Source organism: Streptomyces sp. NPDC028991 (genome assembly GCF_055564775.1).
Genome location: NZ_JBVHVP010000013.1, coordinates 173,184 through 197,761, shown reverse-complemented (window position 1 = coordinate 197,761; position 24,578 = coordinate 173,184). Strand labels below are relative to the sequence as shown.

Below are 24,578 nucleotides of genomic sequence, written 5' to 3'. Positions count from 1 at the left end.
CGTCCTGGCACGCCGGGCCGGAGGCGTGCCGTCGCCCCGGGCGGCCCGTTACTCGAACCTCGTCGTGTCGCCCGCGCCCCGTCGCACGATCTCCGCCTCACCGCCGGAGAAGTCGACGACGGTGGTCGGCTCGGTGCCGCAGTCCCCGGAGTCGATCACCGCGTCGAGCACATGGTCGAGCCGGTCCTTGATCTCCCAGCCCTGGGTCATCGGCTCCTCCTCGCCGGGCAGCAGCAGGGTGCTGGACAGCAGTGGTTCACCGAGCTCGGCGAGCAGGGCCTGGGTGACGACGTGGTCGGGGATGCGCACGCCCACGGTCTTCTTCTTCGGATGCTGGAGCATGCGCGGCACCTCCCTGGTCGCCGGCAGGATGAAGGTGTAGCTGCCGGGCGTCGACGCCTTGATCGCCCGGAACACGTCGTTGTCGATCTGTACGAACTGGCCGAGCTGCGCGAAGTCCTGGCACACCAGGGTGAAGTGGTGCCTGCTGTCCAGTTGCCGGATCGACCGGATGCGGTCGATGCCGTCGCGGCTGCCCAGTCGGCAGCCCAGCGCGTAGCAGGAGTCCGTCGGGTACGCGATCAGCGCCCCCGAGCGGACGCTGTCGGCGACCTGGGCGATGCTGCGCGGCTGTGGGTTGTCGGGGTGCACGTCGAAGTACTTCGCCATTCACCGAGCTTATGCCCGCCGGAGCGCGCGGACCGACAGGCCTGGTCGGCGGCTCGGTCGCCGACCGTGCCCGGATCCGCGCGCCCGCCGGAAGTGCCGGTCGGTCTCGGCCATGGGGTAACGTCCCCGGACTGGGCCGAGGCAGGGCGAGGACGAGGAGAAGGCCGACGTGGCGGGCCGAGAGGACGGGGCGGACGGGGCACGGCAGTGGGAGGCCGGAAGCGGGGGGCACGCCGACTGGGCGGCGGAACTGCTCGACCACCTGCGGCCGGCCGGACGCGACGTACGCAGGGTCGTGACCTGGCTGGGCCGCACCGCGCACGCGACCGTGTCGTTGCAGGACGGTACGGGCCGTCTGCTGGCCGGCGCCCGTACCCCGCTGGACGAGGACCTGGTCGCCGACATCACCTCCGGCCGGATCGCCTCCGCCGCCCTGGAGGACCGGGGCCGCCATCTGCGGCTCGTCCGCGTGGAGCGCGTCCATCCGGCGCCGGCCGCCGTCCTCGCGGTGGCCCGCGAGACCCCCTTCGACCGGCGGGTGTCCGACATCGTCACGCACACCGCCCAGGTCGTGGAACTGCTCCTGGCCGGCCACGAGTCGACCGCGGCCGGACACCGGCTGCGGCGGGCGACCTCCGACCTGCGCCTGGCCATCCTGCAACTGCTGATGGTGGAGGACACCGTCTCCGCCCGCCGTGTGGCCGCCGGACTCTGGCCGGGCCTCCTCGACACCGAGGACGCGTGCGTCTACGTCGTGGAGTGCAGCCCGGACGAGCGCGACCACCTCGCCGAGGAGTGCCTGTCGGTGACGGGTGAACGGGCGCTCGTCGTACGATGCCCGGCCATGGACGGGCACGTGATCGTCCTCACGCCCCGCGAGGCGGCGGGAGCGGAACTGCGCTCGCTCGCGGGCCGTCTCCCCGGCGTCTTCCTCGGCGGCAGTGCCCGGCAGAGCCTCGCCCGCACCGCCACCGCGTACGGGCAGGCCGTCAGCGCGCTGGCCGTCGCCCGGTTCCGCCCGGAGAAGGCGGCCGTGTACGCCGAGCGGACCCACCCCGAGCGACTGATGGACCCGGCGGCGCTGCACGGCTGGACGGTCCGCCTGCTCCGCCCGCTCGACGCCCTGCCGCACCACACCCGCGCCGAACTGCTCGCCACCACCCGGCTCGGCTTGGAATTCACCGCCGTCAACACGGCGAAGATCCTCGGCGTGAGCCGCAACACGGTCCGCGCCCGCATGGACCGGGTCGAGTCACTGCTGCGCACCGACTTCGACGACCTGACCGTCCGCGCCACCGTCCACCTCGCCCTGAACGCCCAGGCGGGCCTCGCCGCGCACCCGGCCGGGGGTGCCGGCCGGCCCGGCCCCGCCCGTCTCGCCGACCTGCTGGCCGGGCCCGCCCTGCGTACCTGGGCCGGCGACCTGCTCGGCCGCCTGGAACCGGACACCCGGGACCTGCGGCGCACGCTCCGCACCTGGATCGCCGTCGGCGGCAACGCCGAGCGGACCGCGCAGACGCTCGGCGTGCACGCCCAGACCGTGCGCGAGCACGTCCGCAGCGCGGAGCCCGTCCTCGAACGCCAGCTGCTCGCCGCGGGCAGCGACCTGTACGAGGTCGTGCTCGCCCATCTGGCGACGGGCGATCTCGACCTGCCACCCCTGCGCGGGTCGAAACCGGACCATCCGGACCCACCTGTGCACGGGTGAGTCCCCGCGGCCCGGCAGTGGGCACGGACGCGATTCACAACGGCCGAGCCGTCCACGTAGGTTCGACGGGCCGAGGGGGCACGACCGGAACGGGGGACCGGTCGCGCCTCCTCCGGCCTTTTCGCCACCGGGACGCCGGACCGGCTCAGCCGCGCGGCCGTACGGGAATCTCCTGCCGGCCGAAGGCGATGAACGACGGCACCTGCCGCAGCTCCCGCCGATCCACGGCCAGGCACAGCTCCGGAAACCTCTCGAACAGGGCGGGCAGTGCCGTCAGGGCCTTTGCGCGGGTGGGCGGAGCATCGACGCACCGGCGCACTCCGATGCCGACCGCCAGACCGGCCCGAGCGCGCGCGGCCCGGCGCTCCTCCCGGGGGCGTCGGCGCCGACCGGGTCGAGGGCGGTGCGGTCGGTGACGGCGAGGCGCAGCTCGTCCTCCCGGAAATGTCCCAGTGGGTCATGCGGCTCAACGGGACATGACTGTGGGCTCAGTCCGTTCCGGTCAGGCCGTGTGCCGTCTGGCGCCCCGGGTACCCGGCCCGCACTTCGGAAACGAACACCACCTCTGGGAGGAGGTCCGTATGGCCAGCGCCACGGAGACCGGCGGCGTGACCGGCACGCAGGACAAGGACTACAACCTGATCTGGTACGTCGAGTCGTGCCTGAACAACGCGCTGCGTCTGGAGACGTACATCCAGGACGCGGAGCGCAACAAGGACACCGAGGTCGCGGAGCTGTTCCGCAAGGCGCAGGCGGACAGCCGCAAGGGCGCCGAACTGGGCAAGGGCCTGCTGCGCGCACGGCTCGACGGCGGCTGAACACGACCGGCCCGCGATGGCCCGGACACCCCTGTGACACGGGTGTCCGGGCCATCGGCGTGGAGCTCGTCCAAATACCTGCAAATCGGTATGTGTCGGATGTCTCATCGTGGGGTACCCGGAGCGCCCATGTGCGCGGCCGACGGCCGCCTCGCAGCTCAGGGCCGCGTCCGAGGCCGGCCACGAGTCGAAGGAGCCCACGAAAATGACGGACGTATCGAGCCAGGGACCCGCCCCGGGCGACGACCGCAAGGTGCTCACCAACCGGCAGGGGCACCCCGTCTACGACAACCAGAACCAGCGCACGGTCGGCGCCCGCGGCCCCGCCACGCTGGAGAACTACCAGTTCCTGGAGAAGATCAGCCACTTCGACCGCGAGCGCATCCCCGAGCGCGTCGTGCACGCCCGCGGGGTGACCGCGTACGGCTACTTCGAGGCTTACGGCGCCTGGGGCGACGAGCCGATCGAGCGCTACACCCGGGCCAAGCTGTTCCAGGAGCGGGGCAAGCGCACCGACCTGGCCGTCCGGTTCTCCACCGTCATCGGCGGACGCGACTCCGCCGAGACGGCCCGCGACCCCCGCGGCTTCGCGGTGAAGTTCTACACCGAGGACGGCAACTGGGACCTCGTCGGCAACAACCTGGCCGTCTTCTTCATTCGTGACGCGATCAAGTTCCCGGACGTCATCCACGCCCTGAAGCCGGACCCGGTGACCTTCCAGCAGCAGCCCCGGCGCATCTTCGACTTCATGTCCCAGACGCCGGAGTGCATGCACATGCTGGTCAACCTGTTCAGCCCGCGCGGCATCCCGGCGGACTACCGCCACCAGCAGGGCTTCGGCGTCAACACCTACAAGTGGGTCAACGCGGCCGGTGAGACCAAGCTCGTCAAGTACCACTGGATGCCCAAGCAGGGCGTCCGCAGCATGACCGAGGAGGACGCCGCCAACGTGCAGGCGCAGGACCTCGGCCACGCGACCAAGGACCTCTACGACGCGGTCACGCGCGGGGAGTACCCCGAGTGGGAGCTGCTCGTCCAGATGATGGACGACCACGACCACCCGGAGCTCGACTTCGACCCGCTCGACGACACCAAGACCTGGCCCGAGCAGGAGTTCCCGGCCAAGCCGGTCGGCAGGATGGTGCTCGACCGGATGCCGGAGAACTATTTCGCCGAGAACGAGCAGATCTCCTTCGGCACCGGTGTCCTCGTCGACGGCCTGGACTTCTCCGACGACAAGATGCTCGTCGGCCGCACCTTCTCCTACAGCGACACCCAGCGCTACCGGGTCGGTCCGAACTACCTCCAGCTGCCCGTCAACCAGGCCAAGAACGCCGACGTGCGCACCAACCAGCGCGACGGCCTGATGGCCTACCACCAGGACGGCGGCGGCGAGAACCCGACCGTCAACTACGAGCCGTCGATCACCGGCGGCCTGCGCGAGGGCGAGTACCCCACGCACGACGAGCAGGGGCCGGAGATCCAGGGGCGGCTCACCCGCAAGCGCATCCCGCGCACCAACGACTACATGCAGGCCGGCCAGCGCTACCTGCTGATGGAGGAGTGGGAGCGCGACGACCTCGTGGCGAACTTCGTCGACCTCCTCTCCCAGTGCGACCGCCCGGTGCAGGAGCGCATGGTGTGGCATTTCCTGCTGGTCGAGAACGACCTCGGCCTGCGGGTCGGCGAGGGCATCGGCATCAGCCCGCAGGACGTGAAGCACCTGGAGCCGCTGGCCGGCCAGGACCTCACCGACGAGGACCGCGAGCGGCTGGCCAACCTCGGCAAGAACCCGCCGCGTGACGTGGAGGGCCTGACGATGACCCACTGCGTCCCGAACGAGCGGCACGTCGTGACGCGCTGAGACTCTCCTCCGGGCCGCCGCTCACCCCGGGCCGGCGCTCACCCCGGGCGTCGCAGCGCCGCCCGGGCCGCCGCGAGGGCCTGCTCGGCGTAGCCCCGCCCGAACAACACGGCGTGCACCAGCAGCGGGAAGAGCTGGTGCACGCCGACCCGGTCGGCCCAGCCGTCGGCGAGCGGCGCGGCCTCCCGGTAGCCGTCCATGACCCGGTCCAGGTGCGGGCAGCCGAAGAGGCGCAGCATCGCCAGGTCGGTCTCCCGGTGCCCACCGTGCGCGGCCGGGTCGATCAGACGGACCTGCCCGTCGGCCCCCCACAGCACGTTGCCGCTCCACAGGTCGCCGTGCAGCCGGGCGGGCGGCTCGGCGGGCCCCGCCAGCTCGGGCAGCCGCTCACAGACCCGCTCGACGTCGGTCGCCTCGGCGGGCCCGACGGTGCCGGCGTCGACCGCGCGGCGCAGATACGGCAGCACCCGGTGTTCGGCGTACCAGCTCGGCCAGTCGCTTCCGGTGACGTTGCGCATGGGGGCGAGCCCGATGTACGCGGCCTCGGGTCCGCCGGGGGGCGCGGCACCGAACGCGGGCGCCCCGGCGGCGTGCAGCGCGGCCAGGTCCCGGCCGAACCGGACCGCCGCCCCGGCACTCGCCCGTCCCTGTGCCACGTGGTCGGTGACCAGCCAGCGCGCGTCGTCGCCGTGCACCACCGGGACCCGTACCGTGCCGGCGTCCGCCAGCCAGCGCAGCCCGGCGGCCTCGGCCCGTGCCGCTCCGGCGCCGTCGCCGCGTTTGACCACCACCGTTCGCCCGTCGTCGAGGGTGACCTCGGTGAGCGCCCCGGACAGCGGGCGCTCACCGGTCACCGACCGGCCGGTGTACCGGGCCGCGGCGGCCGAGGGCGAGGTGGCGGGAGACACGGCCACCAGACTAGGGCCGGCTGCGGCCGACCCGGTGAAATACGCCCGGTACGCCGATCGAACGCCCCGGGCGCGGGGCAGCAGTGGGACTATGACCAGTTCAGCGTTCCATCGCACGATCACCCTGCCCGCCCCCGTGTGCGAACAGGCCGCGCACCATCTCGAGCACGCGGTCCAGAAGGCCATCGACGGCGCCGCGACCCCCTGGCGCGCCTTCCGGGGGGCCGACGGCGGCGACTTCGCGTTCTCGGTCCCGGTCGTCGAGCAGGCCGCGGGCTGCCTCCTGGTACTGGCCGCCGAGAGCGCCCAGAGCCTGCGCCCGTCCGCCCTGCGCGCGCTGATCACCGTCGCCCTGCACCTGAGGGACGCCGCCGAGGCCGTCCGCCGGCCCGTGCTCACCAGCGGTGCCTGGTGAGCACCGCTCCACTCCCACCGGGCCGCAAAACGGGGTGACCCGTTCCTGAGCGTGTGCTTGGCTGCGCGGCATGGATTTCTCCCGCTTCCTCGACTGCCTCGCGGCCGACTACGACCGGCTGCGGGCCGTCGTCGCGACCGACGCCGGCGCCGCGGTACCCACCTGCCCCGGCTGGACCGTCGCCGATCTGACCCGCCACGTCGGCGAGGTCTACCTGCACAAGACCGTCGCCATGCGGGCGGGCGCCGAGCCCGAGCCGTGGCCGCCGAAGGAGTTCGCCGAGGAGGAGCCGACGGCACTGCTCGACCGCGGGTACACCGCGCTGCGCGCCGAGTTCGCCACCCGCGCCCCCGAGGACCCGGCCGCCACCTGGTACGGCCCCGACCAGAGCGTCGGCTTCTGGATCCGGCGGATGGCCCAGGAGACCGTCGTCCACCGCATCGACGCCGAACTCGCCACCGGTCGGCCCGTCGCGCCCGTCCCGGCCGATCTCGCCGTGGACGGGATCGACGAACTGCTCAAGGTCTTCGCCGCGTACTCCGTCGCCGAGTGGGGCGAGTACTTCACCGACGTCCTGGCCCGCACGCCGGGGCACACGTACCTGGTGCGGGCCGGTGACGCGGCCTGGCGGGTGCGGACCGGCCCGGGGGAGTTCACCGTGACGGACGGCGTCGCCGGCGACGGCACGGCCGACGTGACGTTCAGCGGCACCCCGGAGGCCGTGCTGCGCCGGCTGTGGAACCGGGAGAGCGCCGACGGGGACACCGGGGTGACGATCGAGGGCGACCCGGAGGCGGTCGAGGAGTTGCGGCGCTGCATCGTCGTGGCGGCCGAGTGAGCGGACGCCCGGGTCCGGAGGCGAAGAGGACGGCCGTTCTCAGGGCTTCTCCCGCTCGGCGGTGACCGGCTGCACCCGGTGATCGACAAACGCCGTCCAGGACCGCCCCCAGAGGCGGAGCGGGCATGCACGTCGTGTGCCGCCGCCTGTGTCCCGGCCCCCGGTCTGCGCCGGGATGTGTCCGAGGCCACGCCACCGACGAGCGCCGGGCCATGGTCCGGGCCGGGGGCGCCGGGCTACGGTTTCCGCGGACCCCGTGTCCTCCACGACGACCAGACTCCCTGTCCCACGACGAGCGGTTCGGACGGCCCGGCAGTGCACGCAGATCTCTCCCCCGTCATCGCGGCGACCACCCAGTGGCTCACCGGCGCCTATCCGGCGTCCGGCGGTGCGCTGGCCTGCGCCCTGTGCGAGGTGCAGGCGCGCCAGGCCGTGACGGTCGCGGCCCGGCTGCGCTACCCGACCCCGATGGACGTGGCGCTGCTGGGCGTGGCGGGCCCGGGAGGCTCAGCCCGGCTGGACTGGACCACCGGCGCGGACGGTGCGACGGCCGCGGAGCCGGACGGGGACGCCTGGCGGACCTGGGTGGACGAGGTCGTGGCGAGCTGGGCGGCCTGCCTGCTGACCGACCCGGAACTCGCCGCCCTGGCCGTGGCGGCGCTGGCCGACGGCGGCCCCGCGGCGGGTACGCCGGCGGAGTTCCGCCGCCTGGTCGCGCCCGACGATCAGGACCGGCGGGCAGCGACGCTCCTGCGCCACCCCGACCTCGCCGCGCCCGTCGCCGCACTGCACCGGGCCCAGCTCGTCGCCCGTCTGAACCCCGGCCGGGCACTCGTCGCCTGATCCCGGCGCCGTTCAGGCAGCCGTGCCCAGCGCCGCCTGCCCGGGCACATCCGCGTCTCCGGCCCGCACCGCAACCGGCGCCGTGACCCGGCGCCGGCGCAGGAGGTGCCCCGCGCCGATGCCGCCCGCGATGATCAGGCCGCCCGTGACGAGCGCGCCGCGGGCACCGGCCAGCTCCATGAGCAGCCCGAGCGCCGGCGGACCGCCGAGGCTCCACACCGTGCCGATGCTGCCCCACACCCCGAGCACCCGGCCCCGCATGTGCGCGGGCGGGTCGGTCTGGAGTACCGCGGTGCCCGCCGTGTCGGACACGGACTCCACCACGGCCATCGGCAGCACCATCACCAGCAGGACGGCCAGCGACGGCGACAGGCCGGCCACCACCTGCAGCAGTCCGCCCGCCGCCGCCAGCGCACCCACGATCCGTACGGAGGGCCGGCGCAGCCGGGCGCCCAGGACCGCGCCGACGATGCCGCCGGCCGCCAGCACGGTGGAGACCGTGCCGAACGACCCGGCGCCGCCCGCGAGCGGTCCGGTGACGAGCACGGCCAGGGTGAGCTGGTAGTTGCGCCCGAAGACCGCGCTGACCCCGGTCACACCGGCCAGCGCCAGCAGCCGGGGACGGCGCGCGAAGAAGGCCAGTCCCTCCCGCACCGTCATGGTGTCCGCCGCACCGCGGCGCTTCGTGGCCGCGACGTGCTCGACCGCCCCGCGAGCCGGCCGCAGGAAGGGGATGACCGAGGCCACGAACAGGAACGACAGCCCGTTGGCGGCGTAGGCGGCGGCCGTGCCGAGGAAACCGACCGTCACCCCGGCCAGCGCGGCGCCCGTGAGCCGGCCCGCCTGGTGGACCAGCGCGCCCACTCCGATCGCGGAGGGCACGTCCTGAGGCGGGACGAGGTCGTTGCCCAGCAGTGAACACGCCGGGCCGTCGACGGTGGCGATGACGCCGGTGACGGCGGCCAGCACCATCAAGGAGGTCACGTCGAGCCGGTCCAGCGCCACCATGAGCGCCGTCACGAAGGCGACCGCGCCGAGCAGGGCCTGGCTGACCGCGGCGGTCAGTTTCCGCGGCCAGCGGTCGACGGCCGCGCCGCCGAACACGCTGATCAGCAGCGCGGGCGCAGCCTGGACCGACATCGACAGGCCCGTCGCGGCGGCGGATCCGGTGATCTGCAGGACCAGCAGATTCTGCACCGTGAGCTGCATCCACGTACCGGCGTTCGACACGAAGTTCGCGACCGACCACCAGCGCATACCGCGGTATCTCAGGGACCGCCACGGCGAACGGGACGCGGACGGGGGCGGTGCCGAGGCCGGGGACGGCGGGGCGGGGGCAGGGGAAGAAGACACAGTGCGCCACTCGAAGACGAGTCGTGAGACCCGGAAAGGGAAAGGGAAGGGAGCGAGAAGGCCGGCTGCGTTGCGCGACCACTCCACTGAGCCGGATGACGGCGCCGACCATCGTGGCAGAAGGGACCGGCGAGTCATCGCCGACGCCTGCCTTCGGACTCGGCCCGCCCGGCCCAAACTGCCCAAACTCCCTTGTGCGCAATGGACTTGCCCAGCCGAGTGGGCTTGATCACAGCCCCCGGCGCCGCACGTGCCGGGCCGGCGGCCGTGACGGGGACCACAGTGGGACGGCCGTTCGGCTGCCGGCCTGGGCCGCCGCCGAAGCGGTCGCGGCAGACGTCAGGGTATGAAAGCGACTCGGTGGGGCACCCGGGGCACGCTCGTCAGCGCTCCGTCAGGCGCTTCGCGGAGGAAGAGAGGTCGTCCTCATGATGCCGATGGCGGCGTTCAGCCCGCGGGCGGAGGCCCGTCCGCCCTGGGGCAGTGTCCTGGTGACCGGCGGCGCGGGGTTCCTCGGCTCTCATCTGTGCACCCGCCTGCTCGATTCAGGTGTCGAAGTCAACTGCCTGGACAACCTCTCCACGGGGCGGGCGGAGAAGGTGGCCCACCTGGCCGGCCGGCCGGGCTTCCGCTTCCTGGAACGCGACATCTCCGAACCCGGCTGCCCGGACGCCCTCACCGGCCCCTACGACCTGGTCCTGCACCTGGCGGGCCCCGCGTCCCCGGCCGCCTGGCCGGACCGGCCCGTGGAGATCCTGGAGGCGGGCAGCCTCGGCACCCGTGCCGCGCTGGCCGTCGCGGACCGGGACGGCGCCAGATTTCTGCTCGCCTCCTCGCCGCCGGTACTGCCCGACGCGCCGTCCGGCGCCGACCCGGTCGGTCCGCACAGCGCCTGTGCCGAGGCCGTCCGGTTCTCGGAGGCCCTGGTCGCCGCGCAAGCGGCCACCCACGGCTCGAACGCCGGGATCGTCCGGCTGTTCACCGGCTACGGGCCCGGCATGCGCACGGACGTCGGAGGGATCCCGGCCCGCTTCATCGAGCAGGCCCTCGCGGGCCGGCCGGTCACCGTGGCCGGAGACGGCAGCCGGACGCACCCCCTGTGCTACGTCGACGACATGGTCGACGGCGTGCTGCTGGTCGCGGCCGGCCGGTCGGTGCGGCCCGTGGACATCGGCGGCGACCAGGAGCCCACGGCCGTGGAGATCGCCCGCCGGGTGATCGAGCTGACCGGCTCCGACTCACCGCTGGCCTTCGTCGACGGGACGGGGGGCCTGCCCGCCGAACCCCGGCCGGTCACCGGCTTCGCCCGTGAGATCTTCGGCTGGCTGCCGAGCGTCACCTGGCAGGACGGCCTGGAACGCACCGTCGCCTCCCTCCGCGAGCGGCCCGATCCGGTCCCGACGGCGACGACCGGGCGGGTGGGGGAGTGGTGGGTGTGATGTGAGGAGAGGAACACTCCGCACGCGCCGCGGTGCGTGTGAGTCGCGGTGCGTGTGAGGGGCGGTGCGTGTGAGGGGCGGTGCGTGTGAGGGGCGGTGCGTGTGAGGGGCGGTGCGTGTGAGGGGCCCGTCGCCACGGCGACGGGCCCCTCACACGGGATGCGGACGGGCGTGCTCAGTCGGGCTTGCCCCGCCCCGACATCGCGTCCCGCACCCGGTCGACCATGCCCGCACCGGGCGCCAGGAGCTTGTTCATCGGGGGCTTGTCCGGCGCGGACGGGTGCGGACGCGTCGGAGCCGTCTTCTTCGCCTGGCGGACCTTGTCGCCCAACTGGTCCAGGGCGTCCGCGGGGCACGCCTCGCGGAGCCTCGGGAAGAGGTTGCCCTCCTCGTCGGCGACGTGCTCGCGGATCTCGCTCATCAGCTTGCCGATCAACCGGTCGAACTCGGCGTCGTCCGACGCGCAGCCCTCCAGGTCCTTCATGATCTGCTCGGCCTCGGCGTGGTCCTCGAGCTCCTTGTCCGCGAGGGCACCCCCGTTCGCCACGTGCTCACGGACGGCCGGGTAGAGATACGCCTCCTCTGCCACCGAGTGCCGGATCAGCTCGATCGTCGCCTGATCGGCGTAGAGCTTGCGGTCCTTGTGACCGGACGGCAGCGCCTCGATCTTGCCGAAGAGCTCCTCGACCTCACGGTGATCGGTCGTCAGCTCGTCGATGACGTTTCCTCCGTGTCCCATGTTTCACCTCCAGCAAGGTCGTGGCGGTCGTGGGACAGACCCGCCACGAGCGTCGGGTCCCCCCACACTCATTGGGCTAACGCCGAATTCAGCTGCCCAGCCTGGCCCGCACGCCGCCCGCCGTCGCCGCGGGACGTGCCGTGGCCCGGACCGAACGGCGCACCAAGTGGGCGTCGTGCCGCAGTCCTCGGGCCGCGTGGCGTCCGCGCCACAGCATCGAGGGGGCACCGCCGGTGTCGTCGGCCGCGATCAGCAGGCCGCCCATCATGGACAGGTTCTTCAGGAAGTGGATGCGCTGCTGGGCACGGTCGGACGGGTCCTCCGCCTCCCAGTAGCGGTGCGCCGCCAGCGTGGTGGGGACCAGGCTCGCCGCGAGGGCCAGCGCGGCCAGCCGTGGACAGCGGCCGAGCCCGAGGAGGACCCCGCCCACCACGTGGACGGCGCCGTTGAGCCGTACGAGTTGTTCGGTGTCGTCCGGCAGCACCGCCACGCGGTCGGCCACCGGCCGCACGACCGGTTCCGCCGCCGGGGCCACGTCCGAGGGGCGGCGCAGGGAGTGCAGACCGCCCGCGACGAACATCGAGGCGAGCATCGGGCGGCCGGCCATACGCAAAAGACTCATGAGGCTCTCTCGCTTCTTTCCGTGGGTTCCGGAGGACCATCGTGTGGTGCCTACTGGGATCATCAGGTGCCCGGACCGGGCGGCGCCATTCGGCGGTCGGCGCGCTGTCGGCGCGCGTCGGCACCGCGTCGCGCGGTTGGTGCGCAGGTCACAGGCTGGTGAGGAGCTGCGGCGACAAGTTCTTGATCATGGTGTTGGTCCAGCGCATCTGGCGCAGCGTCTGCGGGTGGCAGGCGGAGGCCAGCTCCAGCAGCTCGCTGTCTCCGGCCGCCTGGGCCGCCTGGGCGAGCATCTCCCAGTGCAGCGAGTTCTCCGCGGCGGCGACGTGCAGCTCCCGCAGGTGGCGCAGGAGCAGCAGACCCGGCTCGGGACGGTGCACCACCGCCTCCGCCGCCTTCTTCCGCAGCGTCGCGAAGGCGCCGTCCGGGGAGTGGTCCGGCGGGTCGCCCAGCTTCACGTCGTGGCGCGCGGCGACCTCCGCCAGCCGCCGGACGTGTTCGCGGGACCAGAGGGCGAGGTCGGTGGCGACGTGATGGACCTCGTGCTCGGTACGGTGCCGCTCGGCGACGGTCACCAGGTCGTGCGACAGGTGCCGTTCGCCACGGTGCAGCGTGCGCAGGGTCAGGGTGATGCCGTTCACTGGGCGCCTTCCTCACGGCCGTGCGGGAACTCCGCCGGCGTCTGCGTCGTGTGCGCCGCCGGTCCGCCCGCGGTGGGCCGGGCGGCGCCGGCGGTGGCGGGTGCCGAGGCGGTGGTGGTCGGCGCCGGGGACGGCCCGCCGTCGCCGCGCTCCACGAGGGTGACGGCGGCCGTGGCCGTCTTGAACAGCGGCTGCTTGGACGCCGGGTCCCAGTCGGTGACGGTCGTCTCGTTCGCCGCCCGCCCGGGCGTGTCCGGACCCGGCCCCGACCCGTCCTCGGTGTCCCAGTAGCCGTAGTGGAACGGTACGAAGAGCAGGCCCGGCCGGATGCCGGTCACCCGCAGCCGCCCTCGCAGGGAACCGCGTTCGCTCCTCACGTCGACCAGGTCGCCCTCGCCGAGGCCGAGCCGGTCCGCGTCCGCGGTGGACATCTCCACCCACACGTCGGGAGCGGCGGCGTCGAGCTGGGGTGCCCGCCCGGTCTTGGTACGGGTGTGGAAGTGGTAGATCGTCCGGCCCGTGGTGAGCTGGAACGGGTACTCCTCGTCCGGCTCCTCGTGCGGCGGCCGGTAGGCGGCGGCCTTCAGCATCGCCTTGCCGTCGGGGTTGAGGGAGCGGTACTCCACGACCTCGTTGGACGCCCCGGTCTCCAGGTCCTTTCCGTAGCTCTCGCACAGGTCCGGGTGGGCCCAGCCGATGCCGTCGGTGTAGAGGCGCGCGGTGCCCTCGGGCGACTCCTCGCCGCAGGGCCACTGGATGCCGCTGGTGTCGCGCAGTCTGGCGTAGGACAGGCCGGTGTAGTCGCAGGGGCGGCCCGCGCTGCACCGCTTCCACGCCTCGAACGCCGACTCGGGGCCGTCCCAGGTGATCAGCGGGCCGCCGTCCTTGTCGCGGAAGTCCATCCGCCGCGCGTAGTCCAGGAAGATGTCCAGGTCGGGCTTGGCCTCGCCGGGCGGTTCGACCGCCTTCCGGGACAGGTGCACCGTGCGGTCCGCGTTGGTGAGCGCACCGGTCTTCTCGCCCCAGGTCGCGGCCGGCAGCACCACGTCGGCCAACTGCGCCGTCTCCGTGAGGAACAGGTCCTGCACCACCGTGAACAGCCGCTCCTGCGCCAGGATCGAGCGGATCCGGGAGAGTTCGGGCAGCGAGACGGCGGGATTGGTGCCGCTGATCCACAGCATCCGGATCGAGCCCTGCTCGGCGTACCGGTACATCTGCATCGCGTGTGTGGGCGGCGCGTAGTGCGGGATCTTCTCCGGCTCGACGTTCCACACCCGCGCGAGGTCGGCGACGTGGGAGTCGTTCTGCCAGTTGCGGAAGCCCGGCAGGTCGCCGTTGGCGCCGCACTCGCGCGTGTTCTGCGCGGTGGGCTGGCCGTTCATCTGGAGCAGGCCGGCCCCCGGGCGCCCCAGCATGCCCCGGATCAGGTGCAGGTTGTTGATCTGCACCGCGGCGGCCGTGGCCTGGTGGGACTGGTAGACGCCCTGGAGGACCGTGGAGACCAACGCGTCGGTGGTGCCGACGAGTTCGGCCGCCTCCTCGATCCGGGCGGCGGGGACGTCGCAGATGTCCGCGGCCCACTCGGGCGTGCAGTCGGCCACCCGCTCGGCCAGCTCCTCGAAGCCGACGGTGTGCGCGTCGATGAAGTCGCGGTCGATCCTCTCGTGCCGGATCGTCTCGTGCAGCAGCGCGTTGAGCAGGGCCACGTTGGTGCCGCCCCGGGGCGCGAGGTGCACGGCGGCGTGCCGGGCGACCCGGGTGGGGCGGGGGTCCACGCACAGCAGTCGCGGCGGGTCGGCACCCTCCATGCGGTCCAGCAGCCGCATCCACTGCACGGGCTGCGTCTCGGCGATGTTGTGGCCGAACAGCGCGACCACGTCGGCGTGGTCGAAGTCGTCGTAGCTGCCGGGCTGCCCGTCGCAGCCGAAGGTCTCCTTCAGCGCCTCCGCGGCCGTGGCCGTGCACAGCCGGGTGTTGCCGTCGAGGTGGTTGGTGCCGATCCCGGCCCGGGCGAGGACCGCGAGCGTGTAGTACTCCTCGAGGAACAGCTGGCCGGAGGTGTAGAAGCCGATCGAGCCCGGCCCGCGCTCGTCCAGCAGTTCGCGGGAGCGGTCGGCGACCAGGTCCATCGCCGTGTCCCAGTCCGTCTCCACCAGCCGCCCGTCCCGCCGCACCAGCGGCCGGGTCAGCCGGTCCCGGGAGGCGTTCGCCTGCCACCCGAACAGGTCCTTGGGGCCGAGGCGGCCCCGGTTGACCCGGTCCACGTCCCGGCCACGCACGCCCACCATCCGGCCGTCGGCCACCGCGATGTCCATGGCGTCGCCGTCGGAGTGCAGGATCGACGCCGACTGAACCCATCGCTGCACCGCCTCGGGCTCCACCCCGTCCGCGAGGAACGTGTCCACCCGGGCCGGCCAGGTCTCGTGCCGTCCGTAGGGCGCCCTGCCGCCCCACGGCTGCGCGATCCGGTCCGCCGTGTCCTCCATCGCCGGCCTCCCGCCAGGTTCCGTGCCACTGCCGGCCGCCGGGTACCCGGGTGCCTCGGACCGAAGCGGACCACTTGTGGGAGCGCTCCCAGCCGGGCAGGATGCTGCGGTGACCACGACTGCCGCCGTACGCCCGTACCGTTCCGCCGACGCCCCGGCCCTCGACGACATCTGCATCCGCACCGCGCACAACGGCCAGGATGCCCGGCCCGGGTACGCCGACCCCGCCGTCCTGCCCGCCGTCTTCGCCGCGCCCTACGTCCACCTGGACCCGGATCTCGCTTTCGTACTGGACGACGGGCGGGGCCGGGCGGTCGGCTACATCCTCGGCACGTCGGACACCCCGCGCTTCGCGGAGGAGTTCCGCGCCAAGTGGCTGCCGAGGGTCGCGGACCGCTACCCGGCACCGGACGGCCCGCCCGGCACCCCGGACGAGGTCATGGCGGGACTGCTGCACGACCCGGAACGGATGGTCGTCCCCGAACTGGCCGCGTACCCGGCGCATCTGCACATCGACCTGCTGCCCGAGTGGCAGGGCCGCGGACACGGCCGGGAGCTGATGCGCACGTTCTGGCGGGCGCTGCGGGAGCGCGGCGTACCGGCCGTCCATCTGGTCATGGCGACGGCCAACACGCCGGCCAGGGCCTTCTACGACCGTATGGGGTTCCACGTGATCGAGGCGGCGGGCCTGGACCTCGCGGACGTCACCTGCCTCGGGCGTACGACGCGGGACGGCGGCCCGGCCTGACCCGGCGGGCGGTGGTCAGCCCACGCCCAGCCGGTAGACGTTGAAGGCCCGGCGGATGACGGGCTGGGCCACGTTGCGCACCCGGACGCCGCCCGCCGTCATCCCGTGCTCCGAGCCCAGGTGGGCGTGGCCGTGCACCGCGAGGTCCGCGCCGGCCGTGTCGATCGCCTCCGCCAGCAGATAGCTGCCGAGGAACGGGTGGATCTCCAGCGGCTCCCCGGCGAGAGTGTCGGCGACGGGGGAGAAGTGGGTCAGCGCCACCCGGGCCGCGCAGCCCTCCTCGTCCAGCTCCTTCAGCGCGGCGTGCAGGCTGTCCGCCGAGCGGCGCGTGGTGCGGACGAACTCCTTCATGACCGGCTCGCCGAACTCTCCGGCACTGCGCCCGACGAAACCGCCGCCGAACCCCTTGGTCCCGGCGATCCCCACCCGGGTCCCGGCGCACTCCACGACCGTCCCCTCGCCCTCCAGGACCCTCACGCCGGCGTCCCGGAGCAGGGCGGCGACCTTCTCGGGCTGCTCGTCGTGGTGGTCGTGGTTGCCGAGGACGGCCACCACCGGCACCGCCAGGTCGCGTACCTCCCGGGCCACCACGCGCGCCTCCTCCGGCGTGCCGTGCCGGGTGAGGTCCCCGGCGAGCAGCAGCAGGTCGGCACAGTCGGGCAGGGTCTCGAAGGCGGGTCGCAGCAGTCCCTGGCTGTCCAGCCCCATGTGGATGTCTCCGACGGCGGCGACGCGGATCATCACAGCTCCTCCGCATGGTCGGGGCCGGCCGTCTCCGCCACCACGACGTCGGTGTGCACGGTGAGCCCGGCCAGTTCCTCGTGGGCGATTCGCAGCAGCGTCTCGCGGCACTGCGCCGAGGGCACCGTGCCGGTGATCACGATCGCGCCGGCCCGGATCTCCGCCCGTACGCCGAGCTCGCCGAGCTCCTCCGCGGCGAGCCGGTCGTGCAGGTGGGCCACGCGGTACTCGACGTTCCCGGCCGCGGCCGCGGTGTCGCTCGCCGCGGGGCCCTGGTGTGCGACGGGGTCGCTCATCGCCGCTCCTCCTTCGGGGAACCGGCCGGGGTACCGGCCGGCGAGATGATCTCCAGCCGTTCGAGGATGTAGAAGAACGCGGCGGGCATCGGGGCGTCCCCGCAGTCGCGGCGCAGCTCGTCCCAGTCGATCTTCTCCCGCAGCGTGCGGGCGATCGGCAGCACCGCCCCGAAGTCGCAGTGGTGCTCCGAGAAGGCGGCCAGCAGGCCGCGCAGCAGATCGGTCGGCGACAGGACCGGCATGAGCACGGAGTCGACCGAGAGATCCTGGGCCCGGGCCAGCAGCTGTGTGGTGACGGGCTCGTGCGCGAGCTCGAAGATGAGGTCCACCTGCTGGCCCAGGCAGTTCGCCTTCAGCAGCCAGTCCTCGGGCGGCGTGTACACCGCCAGGCCCGCCTCCCGCAGAGTCGCGGCGACGGCCTCCGCGTCGTCGGGCCGGATGCAGAAGTCGACGTCGTGCTGGAGGTTCTGGGTGCCGCCGTGCGCGTACACGGCCACGCTGCCGGCCAGCGCGAAGGGGTGCTCCTTCTTCTTCAGGATCGAGCCCACCTGCTTGGCCGCCTGGAGGATCGCCTGGTTGCGGTCGAGGGGGAGATCCTCGTGGCGTGCGTCGTTCGGGGGGACCGGTTCCGGGTCCCCCGCTGCCAGACGGAGCTCGGAAACGCCGGCGCGCTGGTCGAGAGCGCGGTCGTCGGCGTGCTGCGTCATTGCTGTCCCCTTTCCGGGCCGTCGCCTGCCGGGGCGGACCCGACCGGCCCTCCCCTGGGCTTTCGGGTACCCGGCGCGCTACCGCCGACACGACGAGGTCGTCATCGAGGTGAGGTGTTCCGGCCATGGTGGGCACTCGGGCGGCATGAACGACGAGCACGGGCAACAGCGGACCGGTCCCGAGGAGCGCCGCACGGTGGAACGGCTGGTGGCGGCCTGGCTGGCGGAGACCGAAGACCACGACCGCGCCGCGGCACACGAGGCCCGCTCCGGCTGGGAACGGGGTGCCCTGTCCGAGCCGGCCGCCCAGGACCTGGCCACCTGGGTCACGGCGAGGGTCACGGACACCGGTTTCACGGAGGACGAGGGCCCTTATGTGGAGGGACCCGTCCGGATCACTCCGTCGGACAAGGACGCCGTGCACGACTGGCTGCGTGCGCGGGGACACGGGGTCTAGGGGTACGACCCGCAGGGTCGTTCACGCGGCTGACCGGTGGGCGGCCGCCGAGTGCGGTGTGGCAGCGGTGGTGGTTTCAGGTGTGCGGGAAGTCCGCCGGGGCTGCTGTTCCTTCGGCGTCGCTGGTGTGGGGCCGCAGGCAGGCCCTGACGGGCCGGCCGCCGCGGTGCCGCCGCGTCAGCAGACCGGCGGCCGCCATTCGAACATCAGGATCGTCGCGTCGTCCCGCAGCTGACCGCCGGCCTGCGAGTCCAGAATCGAGTGGATCAGGCGCCGCAGCGTCTCCGGGGCCAGCTCGCCGCCGGCCGTGGCCCGGATGACGTAGTCCGCGAACCGTTCGAGCCCGAACAGCTTCTCCTCACGGGTACGCGCCTCGGTGACCCCGTCGGTGTACATCAGCACCCGGTCACCGGGCTCCAGCCTCATCTCGTGCAACCGGCGCGGGTCGGGGGAAAGGCTCGCCGGCACGCCCATCGGAGGGTCGGCTTCCCGCTCCAGGGCGTCGACGATCAACTGCTCACCCCGGATGAGCAGCGGCGCCGGGTGGCCGCAGTTGCTCCAGCGCAGCAGACCGGTCTCGAACTCCAGCTGGGCGAGGATCGCGGTGCAGTACTGGTCCGGCAGCCAGCGGGCCAGCGCGTCGTCGACGCACGCCACGAGGGCGGGCAGTTCGGCCCCGTTGCGCCGGGCGTTGCGGCAGGCGGCCAGCGCCACCGCGCTGGTCAGTCCGGAGGCGAGGTCGTGCCCCATGGAGTCGATGACCGAGACGTGCAGCGTCGTCTGGGTGAGCGAGTGGTCGAAGGCGTCGCCGCCCAGCTCGTAGGCCGGTTCGAGGACGGCCGTCGACACCACCTGGGCGTTGCCGATGGTGCGCGGGGGCAGGAAGGCACGCAGCATCTCGGAGGGGAGATGCATCGGCTCGGTGCGGGTGTGCCGGACGAAGGAGTCCTCGAAGGCCCGCTTCGAGGTGATCATCATGGCCAGCAGCGAGGCCAGCGCCCGGCCCCGGACCAGAGTGGCGGAGGTCAGCGCCGACGAGTGCACCGCCAGTACCCCGAGCCGCTCCGCACCGTCCAGCAGGGGCAGCCACGCCGTTACGCCGCCGGTGTCGGACTCCTCCACGCGCAGCGCCTGAGTCCGGTAGGCCCAGCCCGCGAGCGAGCCGTCCACGGGGATGGCCGACGCCACGTCGGTCTGCGGTACGAGATGCCGTTGCTGCAGGTCGACGAGGTAGACCACCGCGTGCTGGAGATCCAGCGCCTTGGCGCACCTGGCCACCGCGGTGGCCAGGTCCAGCGTCAGATGGGCCGGATCGGCGAGGAACTCCTGCAGCAGCGCCTCGCTCGCCTCTGACGTCGACACCTCGTCTCCCCTCGTCGATGAACCGTCGTGACGGGGCGCACTGCGCAGCAGTCTGGCACCCGGTGCCCCGCCCCGCCCGTCGAGCGGATCACCCGCGGAGCGCTTCGGACCGGGCAGGAAGGGCACGCGTCACGTCGTACGACACCGAGCGCAGTCGTACGACACCGAGCGCACAGGAGTGGTGCCACATGACCGAGTACGAGCGTTCCCGCACCATGCCCGCCCGGCCCGAGCAGGTCTTCGACCAGGCCGCGAACGTCGGCCGGCTGGACACCTGGCTGCCCCGGGACCTGCACGTGGAGCTGGAGGACCCGCCCGCCGTCACCGTGCACGAGGACCGCACCGACCAGGACACCTCCGCACTGCTGAGCGCCCGGCCCGAGCAGATGCGGCTCGAATGGGGCACTCGCGACCAGGGCAGCTACGCCGGCTGGCTCCAGGTCGCCGGACTCGGCAGCGGGGCCAGTGAGGTGACGGTGCACCTGTCGTTCTTCGACGAGGGCCACGACCCCGGGCAGCCCGCGGTGGCCGACGCCCTCGACAGCAGCCTGCGGCGGCTGGAGGAGCAGGTGAGGATGCGCACCGACAACGCGGCCGGCTGACGGGGGCAACCCATGAGGGTCGTGTCGTGTCGTAAAGGAAAAGCTTCACCGAACCGACAGCGACACCGACAGACCGACATGGGGGAAACATGTACATCCGTGCCCGAGGGCTCCGCGCCGCCGTGACCGCGCTGGCGGCCGGTGCCGCGGTCGCCGTGGCCGCCGTCCCGGCGACCGCGACGCCGCCCGAGTCCGGCCCGCCCGCCTACCTGGAACCGGCCGAACTGCCGCCGCACCCCACCTCCGACTGGTACGCCGGAACGGTCACCGCAGGTCAGCCGGACCCGCTGCCGATGTGCGTGGGCGAGGCCCTGCCGTCCACCGCCTCCCACCGCCGGTACTGGACCGAGTACGACACCGGCGCCCTCCAGGTCACGGTCGTCGAGCGCAGCACCCAGCGGGCCAGGCAGTTCGCCGCCCTGCTGCGCGAGGACCTCGCCGGCTGCGCGCGGAAGGTGATGGAGCGGTACCCCGACATCACCGCCACGCAGCGGTACTACGGCCGCGTGAACGTCGAGGAGGGCGCCCACGTCTACGGCGTCCACACGGCCGCCGAGTGGGGCGCCTCCGACATCGGCCTGTTCTCCGTGGGCAGGGACGGCAGGGCCGTGACGGTCGTGCAGTGGGGCCAGATGGGCACCTTCGCACACGCTCGGGTGGCCGACTTCAAGGCCACCACGGTCACGGCCGTCGGCAAGCTGTACTGAACGGCCGCGGCGGCCGGGTCGTGCCCCGGCCGCCGCACGGGCCCGGGTGTCCGCGCGGCGCACCGGGGCACTCACCGGCCATGGACGCACACCGCCGCCCGCTGATGGACCGCACGCTGCCCCTGCTGACCCAGGGGTACGCCTGGCTGCCCAACCGCATGCGCGAAAGCACCGACTCCGTGGTGCGCACCCGACTGCTCGGCAAGCCCGCGCTGGCCGTGCGCGGCCCGGAGGCCGTGCGCTTCTTCTACGACGAGGGTCACGTCCACCGGCACGGAGCCATCCCCGCTCCCGTGCTGGACACCCTCTTCGGACAGGGCGCCGTCCACACCCTCGACGCGGACGCCCACCGCGCCCGCAAGGAACTGTTCCTGCCACTGCTCGACCCGCACCGCGTCGCCGGTCTCGCCGAGTCCGTCACCACGGCCTGGGACGAGGCCGTGCGCTCCTGGAGCCGACGCCCCCGCGTCGTGCTGTTCGACGAGGCGGGCGTGGTGCTCACCCGCGGAGCCTGCCGGTGGGCCGGACTCCCCGAGGAGGCCGTCGACGCGGAGCCGCTGGCGCGGGATCTGATCGCCATGGTCGACGGCTTCGCGGCCCTCGGGCCCCGTCATCTGCGGGCCCGCCGGGCCCGCGCCCGGCAGGAGGCCCGCATGGCGCGCCTGATCGAGGACGTACGGTCCGGTAAGGTCTCCGCCCCCGCGGACTCGGTGCTCGAACGGGTCGCCCGGCACCACGACGAGCCCGACGAGCCGCTGGAGGCCGGGACGGCGGCGGTGGAACTGCTGAACGTACTGCGCCCCACGGCCGCCGTGAGCTGGTTCGTGGCCTTCGCCGCCCACGCCCTGCACCGGTGGCCGGCCCATCGGGAGCGGCTGCGCGCCGGTGACGGCGCGTTCGCGACGGCGTTCGCGCACGAGGTCCGGCGGTTCTACCCGTTCGCCCCGTTCCTCGGCGGCCGGACCGTCTCGGAGCTGACCTGGCACGGCGAGTCCGTCCCGGTCGGCGGGATCCTGCTGCTCGACGTCTACGGCCAGAACCACGACGAGACACTCTGGGGCGACCCCTACACCTTCCGGCCGGAGCGCTTCCTGGACCGGCCCGCCGACCCCGACGAGCTGATCCCGCAGGGCGGCGGCGACCCGGCCACCGGGCACCGCTGCCCCGGCGAACGCGTCACCGTCGGCCTGCTGGAGGCCCTGGCGGTGCGGCTGGCCCGCCTGGAGTACACGGTCCCCGAGCAGGACCTGCGCATCCCGCTGCGCCGCGTCCCGGCCCGCCCGCGCAGCGGCTTCGCCGTCACCGGCGTACGCGCGCCCTGACGCGCGTCAGGACGTACGGTCGCCGCCCTTGTGTCCCTCGTCCGGCTCCACCGCGTCGCGCCGCCCGGTCTGCTCCGCCTGGTCGAGCCGGGCGAGGCCGGGATGGTGCAGGTCGAAGGCCGGCGACTCGGAGCGCACCCGCGGCAGTTCGCGGAAGTTGTGGCGGGGCGGGGGACAGGACGTGGCCCACTCCAGTGAGCGCCCGTACCCCCAGGGGTCGTCGACCTCGACCGGCCGCCCGTACCTGGCGGTCTTCCACACGTTGTACAGGAACGGCAGCGTGGACAGGCCCAGCAGGAACGCGCCGATGGAGGACAGGGTGTTGAGGGCCGTGAAGCCGTCGGCGGCCAGATAGTCGGCGTACCGGCGCGGCATGCCCTCGACGCCGAGCCAGTGCTGCACCAGGAAGGTGGTGTGGAAACCGGCGAACAGCGTCCAGAAGTGCACCTTCTCCAGGCGGTGGTCGAGCATGCGGCCCGTCATCTTCGGCCACCAGAAGCTGAATCCGCCGAACATCGCGAACACGATCGTGCCGAACAGGACGTAGTGGAAGTGCGCCACCACGAAGTACGAGTCGGTGACGTGCCAGTCCAGCGGCGGCGAGCCGAGGATCACCCCCGTCAGCCCTCCGAACAGGAACGTCACCAGGAAGCCGGCCGCCCACAGCATCGGCGGCTCGAAGGACAGCGACCCCTTCCACATCGTGCCGATCCAGTTGAAGAACTTCACCCCGGTGGGTACGGCGATGAGATACGTCAGGAACGAGAAGAAGGGCAGCAGTACGGCACCGGTGGCGAACATGTGGTGCGCCCAGACCGTGGCGGACAGCCCGGCGATGGCGATGGTGGCCCCCACCAGTCCCATGTAACCGAAGATCGGCTTACGGGCGAAGACCGGGATGATCTCGGTGATCACCCCGAAGAACGGCAGCGCCAGGATGTACACCTCCGGATGGCCGAAGAACCAGAACAGGTGCTGCCACAGGATCGCCCCGCCGTTCCCGGCGTCGAACACGTGCGCGCCGAAGTGCCGGTCCGCCTCCAGCACCAGCAGCGCCGCCGCCAGCACCGGGAACGCGAGCAGCACCAGGACCGAGGTCAGCAGTACGTTCCAGACGAAGATCGGCATTCGGAAGATCGTCAGGCCCGGGGCGCGCATGCAGACGATCGTGGTGATGAAGTTGACCGACCCCAGGATGGTGCCGAACCCGGACAGCGCCAGCCCCATGATCCACAGATCCCCGCCGAGATAGGGGGCACGGAGCGGGCCGCTGAGCGGTGTGTAGGCGGTCCAGCCGAAGTCGGCGGCGCCCTGCGGGGTGAGGAAGCCGCCGAGGACGATCAGACCGCCGAAGAGGAACAGCCAGTACGCCAGCATGTTCAGCCGCGGGAAGGCCACGTCGGGCGCGCCGATCTGCAACGGCATGACGGCGTTGGCGAACCCGGCGAAGGTCGGGGTCGCGAACAGCAGCAGCATGATCGTGCCGTGCATCGTGAAGGCCTGGTTGTACTGCTCGTTGGAGAGCATCTGGAGACCCGGCCGGGCCAGCTCCATCCGGATGAGCATCGCCAGCACCCCGGCGATCAGGAAGAAGCCGAACGACGTGATGAGGTAGAGGTGACCGATGCGCTTGTGATCGGTCGTGGTCAGCCAGGAGACGACCACCCGCCCCTTGCCGCGGTGTTCCGCCGCCGGGGCCGGCACGGTCGGTTCGGTCTGTGTCGCCATCCGCCCAGAGCAGCCGACGCCCGGCCGCCTGCGCCGACGCCACGTCACGCGCCCACCCGGGTAGGGCCGATTGGCTGATCGTTTCTATCCGTCCGGGTGCGTCGGCACCTCGGAGGGACGCAGCGGCCGTCACCCGAATGGCCCCCGCACAGTACTGGTGAGGCCCGATCCGGTGTCTCCTGGAGTGTGTCAGCGGCGTCCAGGCTGGGAGGCCGATCATGTACGAAATGTGCGTGGGCCCGGAGAAGGCGGGCGGAGCGTTGGTGTGGCACGTGATGGCCAAACAGGCCGCGGCCACCCTGTGCGGACAAAGGCTCCGCGAACGTATCGAGGCATCCGACGGCGAACGGGCACGTCACTGCCCGGACTGCATGGCTTCGTTCGAGAAGTTGATGACAGCCACGCCGTGCTGACGGACCGTCCGCAACCGTCCGCCCCGTCGCATCCCGCGGCGGGGCGGACGGCATACGGCGGCGCACGGCGCTCGTGGTGGGCGGTCGGCGTGATTGTCGGCTGGGCGCATGGTCATGGAGCTGGGCTGCCTCGGTGATCTTTCGCCGGGTGGT

Annotated in this window: 24 protein-coding genes and 2 pseudogenes; 12 read left to right on the top strand and 14 right to left on the bottom strand. The window is 72.8% G+C overall.

The window, feature by feature from the left end:
- Positions 1-48: 48 nt before the first annotated feature.
- Positions 49-669 carry an L-threonylcarbamoyladenylate synthase gene (locus tag ACZ4V1_RS24595; RefSeq protein ID WP_468339617.1) on the bottom strand — a complete coding sequence of 207 codons (621 nt, stop codon included), beginning with the start codon at positions 667-669 and terminating at the stop codon, positions 49-51.
- Positions 670-838: 169 nt separating this feature from the next.
- Between ACZ4V1_RS24595 and ACZ4V1_RS24590 the strand changes: the two genes are divergently transcribed.
- The gene (locus ACZ4V1_RS24590) at positions 839-2,377 is read left to right on the top strand and encodes a helix-turn-helix domain-containing protein (RefSeq protein WP_468339615.1); all 1,539 of its coding nucleotides are present in this window, start codon (positions 839-841) and stop codon (positions 2,375-2,377) included.
- 145 nt (positions 2,378-2,522) lie between these two features.
- Here ACZ4V1_RS24590 and ACZ4V1_RS24585 read toward each other — a convergent pair.
- A pseudogene (locus ACZ4V1_RS24585) lies at positions 2,523-2,714 on the bottom strand (cytochrome P450); the annotation flags it as partial.
- Between the two features lie 244 nt (positions 2,715-2,958).
- Here ACZ4V1_RS24585 and ACZ4V1_RS24580 point away from each other — a divergent pair.
- Together ACZ4V1_RS24580 and ACZ4V1_RS24575 are read left to right on the top strand one after the other, a co-directional pair.
- On the top strand, positions 2,959-3,195 hold the full coding sequence (locus ACZ4V1_RS24580; protein ID WP_468339613.1) for a hypothetical protein: 237 nt from the start codon (positions 2,959-2,961) through the stop codon (positions 3,193-3,195).
- Positions 3,196-3,400: 205 nt separating this feature from the next.
- On the top strand, positions 3,401-5,059 hold the full coding sequence (locus ACZ4V1_RS24575; protein ID WP_468339611.1) for a catalase: 1,659 nt from the start codon (positions 3,401-3,403) through the stop codon (positions 5,057-5,059).
- Positions 5,060-5,097: 38 nt separating this feature from the next.
- Here the strand turns inward: ACZ4V1_RS24575 and ACZ4V1_RS24570 are convergent, their stop codons facing one another.
- Positions 5,098-5,967 (bottom strand): fructosamine kinase family protein, encoded by an 870-nt coding sequence (locus ACZ4V1_RS24570; protein ID WP_468339609.1) that lies wholly within the window; start codon positions 5,965-5,967, stop codon positions 5,098-5,100.
- A gap of 91 nt (positions 5,968-6,058) precedes the next feature.
- Between ACZ4V1_RS24570 and ACZ4V1_RS24565 the strand changes: the two genes are divergently transcribed.
- The 3 genes from ACZ4V1_RS24565 to ACZ4V1_RS24555 all read left to right on the top strand — a co-directional run bounded on the left by ACZ4V1_RS24565 (position 6,059) and on the right by ACZ4V1_RS24555 (position 8,063).
- Positions 6,059-6,382 carry a hypothetical protein gene (locus tag ACZ4V1_RS24565; protein WP_468339607.1) on the top strand — a complete coding sequence of 108 codons (324 nt, stop codon included), beginning with the start codon at positions 6,059-6,061 and terminating at the stop codon, positions 6,380-6,382.
- Between the two features lie 70 nt (positions 6,383-6,452).
- Positions 6,453-7,220 carry a maleylpyruvate isomerase family mycothiol-dependent enzyme gene (locus ACZ4V1_RS24560; RefSeq protein WP_468339605.1) on the top strand — a complete coding sequence of 256 codons (768 nt, stop codon included), beginning with the start codon at positions 6,453-6,455 and terminating at the stop codon, positions 7,218-7,220.
- Between the two features lie 315 nt (positions 7,221-7,535).
- Positions 7,536-8,063, top strand: coding sequence for a hypothetical protein (locus tag ACZ4V1_RS24555; protein WP_468339603.1), 528 nt, complete (start codon positions 7,536-7,538; stop codon positions 8,061-8,063).
- 12 nt (positions 8,064-8,075) lie between these two features.
- Here the strand turns inward: ACZ4V1_RS24555 and ACZ4V1_RS24550 are convergent, their stop codons facing one another.
- Positions 8,076-9,320, bottom strand: a complete 1,245-nt coding sequence (locus tag ACZ4V1_RS24550; RefSeq protein ID WP_468339601.1) for an MFS transporter — start codon at positions 9,318-9,320, stop codon at positions 8,076-8,078.
- Between the two features lie 524 nt (positions 9,321-9,844).
- On the opposite strand from ACZ4V1_RS24550, the gene ACZ4V1_RS24545 reads away from it, so the two are divergent.
- Positions 9,845-10,855, top strand: a complete 1,011-nt coding sequence (locus tag ACZ4V1_RS24545; protein WP_468339599.1) for an NAD-dependent epimerase/dehydratase family protein — start codon at positions 9,845-9,847, stop codon at positions 10,853-10,855.
- Positions 10,856-11,030: 175 nt separating this feature from the next.
- Here the strand turns inward: ACZ4V1_RS24545 and ACZ4V1_RS24540 are convergent, their stop codons facing one another.
- From ACZ4V1_RS24540 to ACZ4V1_RS24525, 4 genes are all read right to left on the bottom strand, one after another.
- Positions 11,031-11,594, bottom strand: a complete 564-nt coding sequence (locus tag ACZ4V1_RS24540) for a hemerythrin domain-containing protein (protein WP_468339597.1) — start codon at positions 11,592-11,594, stop codon at positions 11,031-11,033.
- 88 nt (positions 11,595-11,682) lie between these two features.
- Entirely contained in the window at positions 11,683-12,216 is a 534-nt protein-coding gene (locus ACZ4V1_RS24535) for a DoxX family membrane protein (RefSeq protein ID WP_468339595.1), read from the bottom strand.
- A gap of 148 nt (positions 12,217-12,364) precedes the next feature.
- Positions 12,365-12,856: a hypothetical protein gene (locus ACZ4V1_RS24530; RefSeq protein WP_468339593.1), complete on the bottom strand. Its 492-nt coding sequence runs from the start codon at positions 12,854-12,856 to the stop codon at positions 12,365-12,367.
- Complete coding sequence (locus ACZ4V1_RS24525) at positions 12,853-15,342, bottom strand: molybdopterin oxidoreductase family protein (protein ID WP_468339591.1); 2,490 nt, start codon at positions 15,340-15,342, stop codon at positions 12,853-12,855. The genes ACZ4V1_RS24530 and ACZ4V1_RS24525 overlap by 4 nt, the downstream gene beginning before the upstream one ends.
- Before the next feature lie 109 nt (positions 15,343-15,451).
- Between ACZ4V1_RS24525 and ACZ4V1_RS24520 the strand changes: the two genes are divergently transcribed.
- Entirely contained in the window at positions 15,452-16,090 is a 639-nt protein-coding gene (locus ACZ4V1_RS24520) for a GNAT family N-acetyltransferase (RefSeq protein WP_468339589.1), read from the top strand.
- 15 nt (positions 16,091-16,105) lie between these two features.
- On the opposite strand, the gene ACZ4V1_RS24515 is transcribed toward ACZ4V1_RS24520, so the two are convergent.
- The 3 genes from ACZ4V1_RS24515 to ACZ4V1_RS24505 are packed head-to-tail and all read right to left on the bottom strand — an operon-like array spanning position 16,106 to position 17,834.
- Positions 16,106-16,831, bottom strand: a complete 726-nt coding sequence (locus ACZ4V1_RS24515; RefSeq protein ID WP_468339587.1) for a metallophosphoesterase family protein — start codon at positions 16,829-16,831, stop codon at positions 16,106-16,108.
- A complete protein-coding gene (locus ACZ4V1_RS24510; protein ID WP_468339585.1) occupies positions 16,831-17,127 on the bottom strand; it encodes a BON domain-containing protein in 297 nt (98 codons plus the stop codon). Before ACZ4V1_RS24510 ends, ACZ4V1_RS24515 begins: the two co-directional genes overlap by 1 nt.
- The gene (locus ACZ4V1_RS24505) at positions 17,124-17,834 is read right to left on the bottom strand and encodes a nucleotidyltransferase family protein (protein WP_468339583.1); all 711 of its coding nucleotides are present in this window, start codon (positions 17,832-17,834) and stop codon (positions 17,124-17,126) included. Before ACZ4V1_RS24505 ends, ACZ4V1_RS24510 begins: the two co-directional genes overlap by 4 nt.
- Positions 17,835-17,979: 145 nt before the next feature.
- Between ACZ4V1_RS24505 and ACZ4V1_RS24500 the strand changes: the two genes are divergently transcribed.
- A complete protein-coding gene (locus ACZ4V1_RS24500) occupies positions 17,980-18,291 on the top strand; it encodes a hypothetical protein (protein ID WP_468339582.1) in 312 nt (103 codons plus the stop codon).
- 4 nt (positions 18,292-18,295) lie between these two features.
- Here the strand turns inward: ACZ4V1_RS24500 and ACZ4V1_RS24495 are convergent.
- Together ACZ4V1_RS24495 and ACZ4V1_RS24490 are read right to left on the bottom strand one after the other, a co-directional pair.
- Positions 18,296-18,490, bottom strand: a pseudogene (locus ACZ4V1_RS24495) (IS481 family transposase); the annotation flags it as partial.
- The gene (locus ACZ4V1_RS24490; protein WP_468339580.1) at positions 18,469-19,653 is read right to left on the bottom strand and encodes a PP2C family protein-serine/threonine phosphatase; all 1,185 of its coding nucleotides are present in this window, start codon (positions 19,651-19,653) and stop codon (positions 18,469-18,471) included. The pseudogene ACZ4V1_RS24495 and the gene ACZ4V1_RS24490, both read right to left, overlap by 22 nt.
- Before the next feature lie 188 nt (positions 19,654-19,841).
- Here ACZ4V1_RS24490 and ACZ4V1_RS24485 point away from each other — a divergent pair, with 188 nt between their 5' ends.
- The 3 genes from ACZ4V1_RS24485 (at position 19,842) to ACZ4V1_RS24475 (ending at position 22,284) form a co-directional block, all read left to right on the top strand.
- On the top strand, positions 19,842-20,255 hold the full coding sequence (locus tag ACZ4V1_RS24485; protein WP_468339578.1) for an SRPBCC family protein: 414 nt from the start codon (positions 19,842-19,844) through the stop codon (positions 20,253-20,255).
- Between the two features lie 89 nt (positions 20,256-20,344).
- On the top strand, positions 20,345-20,962 hold the full coding sequence (locus ACZ4V1_RS24480; protein ID WP_468339576.1) for a hypothetical protein: 618 nt from the start codon (positions 20,345-20,347) through the stop codon (positions 20,960-20,962).
- A gap of 80 nt (positions 20,963-21,042) precedes the next feature.
- Positions 21,043-22,284: a cytochrome P450 gene (locus ACZ4V1_RS24475; RefSeq protein ID WP_468339574.1), complete on the top strand. Its 1,242-nt coding sequence runs from the start codon at positions 21,043-21,045 to the stop codon at positions 22,282-22,284.
- A 6-nt stretch (positions 22,285-22,290) separates the two neighbouring features.
- Here ACZ4V1_RS24475 and ctaD read toward each other — a convergent pair whose 3' ends face one another.
- Positions 22,291-24,012: an aa3-type cytochrome oxidase subunit I gene (gene ctaD / locus ACZ4V1_RS24470; protein ID WP_468339572.1), complete on the bottom strand. Its 1,722-nt coding sequence runs from the start codon at positions 24,010-24,012 to the stop codon at positions 22,291-22,293.
- Positions 24,013-24,578 lie beyond the last annotated feature (566 nt).

Coding starts and splice junctions, on each gene's coding strand:
- ACZ4V1_RS24595 (WP_468339617.1), bottom strand. CDS start 669: ATGGCGAAGTACTTCGACGTGCACCCCGACAACCCACAGCCGCGCAGC.
- ACZ4V1_RS24580 (WP_468339613.1), top strand. CDS start 2,959: ATGGCCAGCGCCACGGAGACCGGCGGCGTGACCGGCACGCAGGACAAG.
- ACZ4V1_RS24575 (WP_468339611.1), top strand. CDS start 3,401: ATGACGGACGTATCGAGCCAGGGACCCGCCCCGGGCGACGACCGCAAG.
- ACZ4V1_RS24565 (WP_468339607.1), top strand. CDS start 6,059: ATGACCAGTTCAGCGTTCCATCGCACGATCACCCTGCCCGCCCCCGTG.
- ACZ4V1_RS24560 (WP_468339605.1), top strand. CDS start 6,453: ATGGATTTCTCCCGCTTCCTCGACTGCCTCGCGGCCGACTACGACCGG.
- ACZ4V1_RS24550 (WP_468339601.1), bottom strand. CDS start 9,320: ATGCGCTGGTGGTCGGTCGCGAACTTCGTGTCGAACGCCGGTACGTGG.
- ACZ4V1_RS24545 (WP_468339599.1), top strand. CDS start 9,845: ATGATGCCGATGGCGGCGTTCAGCCCGCGGGCGGAGGCCCGTCCGCCC.
- ACZ4V1_RS24540 (WP_468339597.1), bottom strand. CDS start 11,594: ATGGGACACGGAGGAAACGTCATCGACGAGCTGACGACCGATCACCGT.
- ACZ4V1_RS24535 (WP_468339595.1), bottom strand. CDS start 12,216: ATGAGTCTTTTGCGTATGGCCGGCCGCCCGATGCTCGCCTCGATGTTC.
- ACZ4V1_RS24525 (WP_468339591.1), bottom strand. CDS start 15,342: ATGGAGGACACGGCGGACCGGATCGCGCAGCCGTGGGGCGGCAGGGCG.
- ACZ4V1_RS24515 (WP_468339587.1), bottom strand. CDS start 16,831: ATGATCCGCGTCGCCGCCGTCGGAGACATCCACATGGGGCTGGACAGC.
- ACZ4V1_RS24510 (WP_468339585.1), bottom strand. CDS start 17,127: ATGAGCGACCCCGTCGCACACCAGGGCCCCGCGGCGAGCGACACCGCG.
- ACZ4V1_RS24505 (WP_468339583.1), bottom strand. CDS start 17,834: ATGACGCAGCACGCCGACGACCGCGCTCTCGACCAGCGCGCCGGCGTT.
- ACZ4V1_RS24500 (WP_468339582.1), top strand. CDS start 17,980: ATGAACGACGAGCACGGGCAACAGCGGACCGGTCCCGAGGAGCGCCGC.
- ACZ4V1_RS24485 (WP_468339578.1), top strand. CDS start 19,842: ATGACCGAGTACGAGCGTTCCCGCACCATGCCCGCCCGGCCCGAGCAG.
- ACZ4V1_RS24480 (WP_468339576.1), top strand. CDS start 20,345: ATGTACATCCGTGCCCGAGGGCTCCGCGCCGCCGTGACCGCGCTGGCG.
- ACZ4V1_RS24475 (WP_468339574.1), top strand. CDS start 21,043: ATGGACGCACACCGCCGCCCGCTGATGGACCGCACGCTGCCCCTGCTG.
- ctaD (WP_468339572.1), bottom strand. CDS start 24,012: ATGGCGACACAGACCGAACCGACCGTGCCGGCCCCGGCGGCGGAACAC.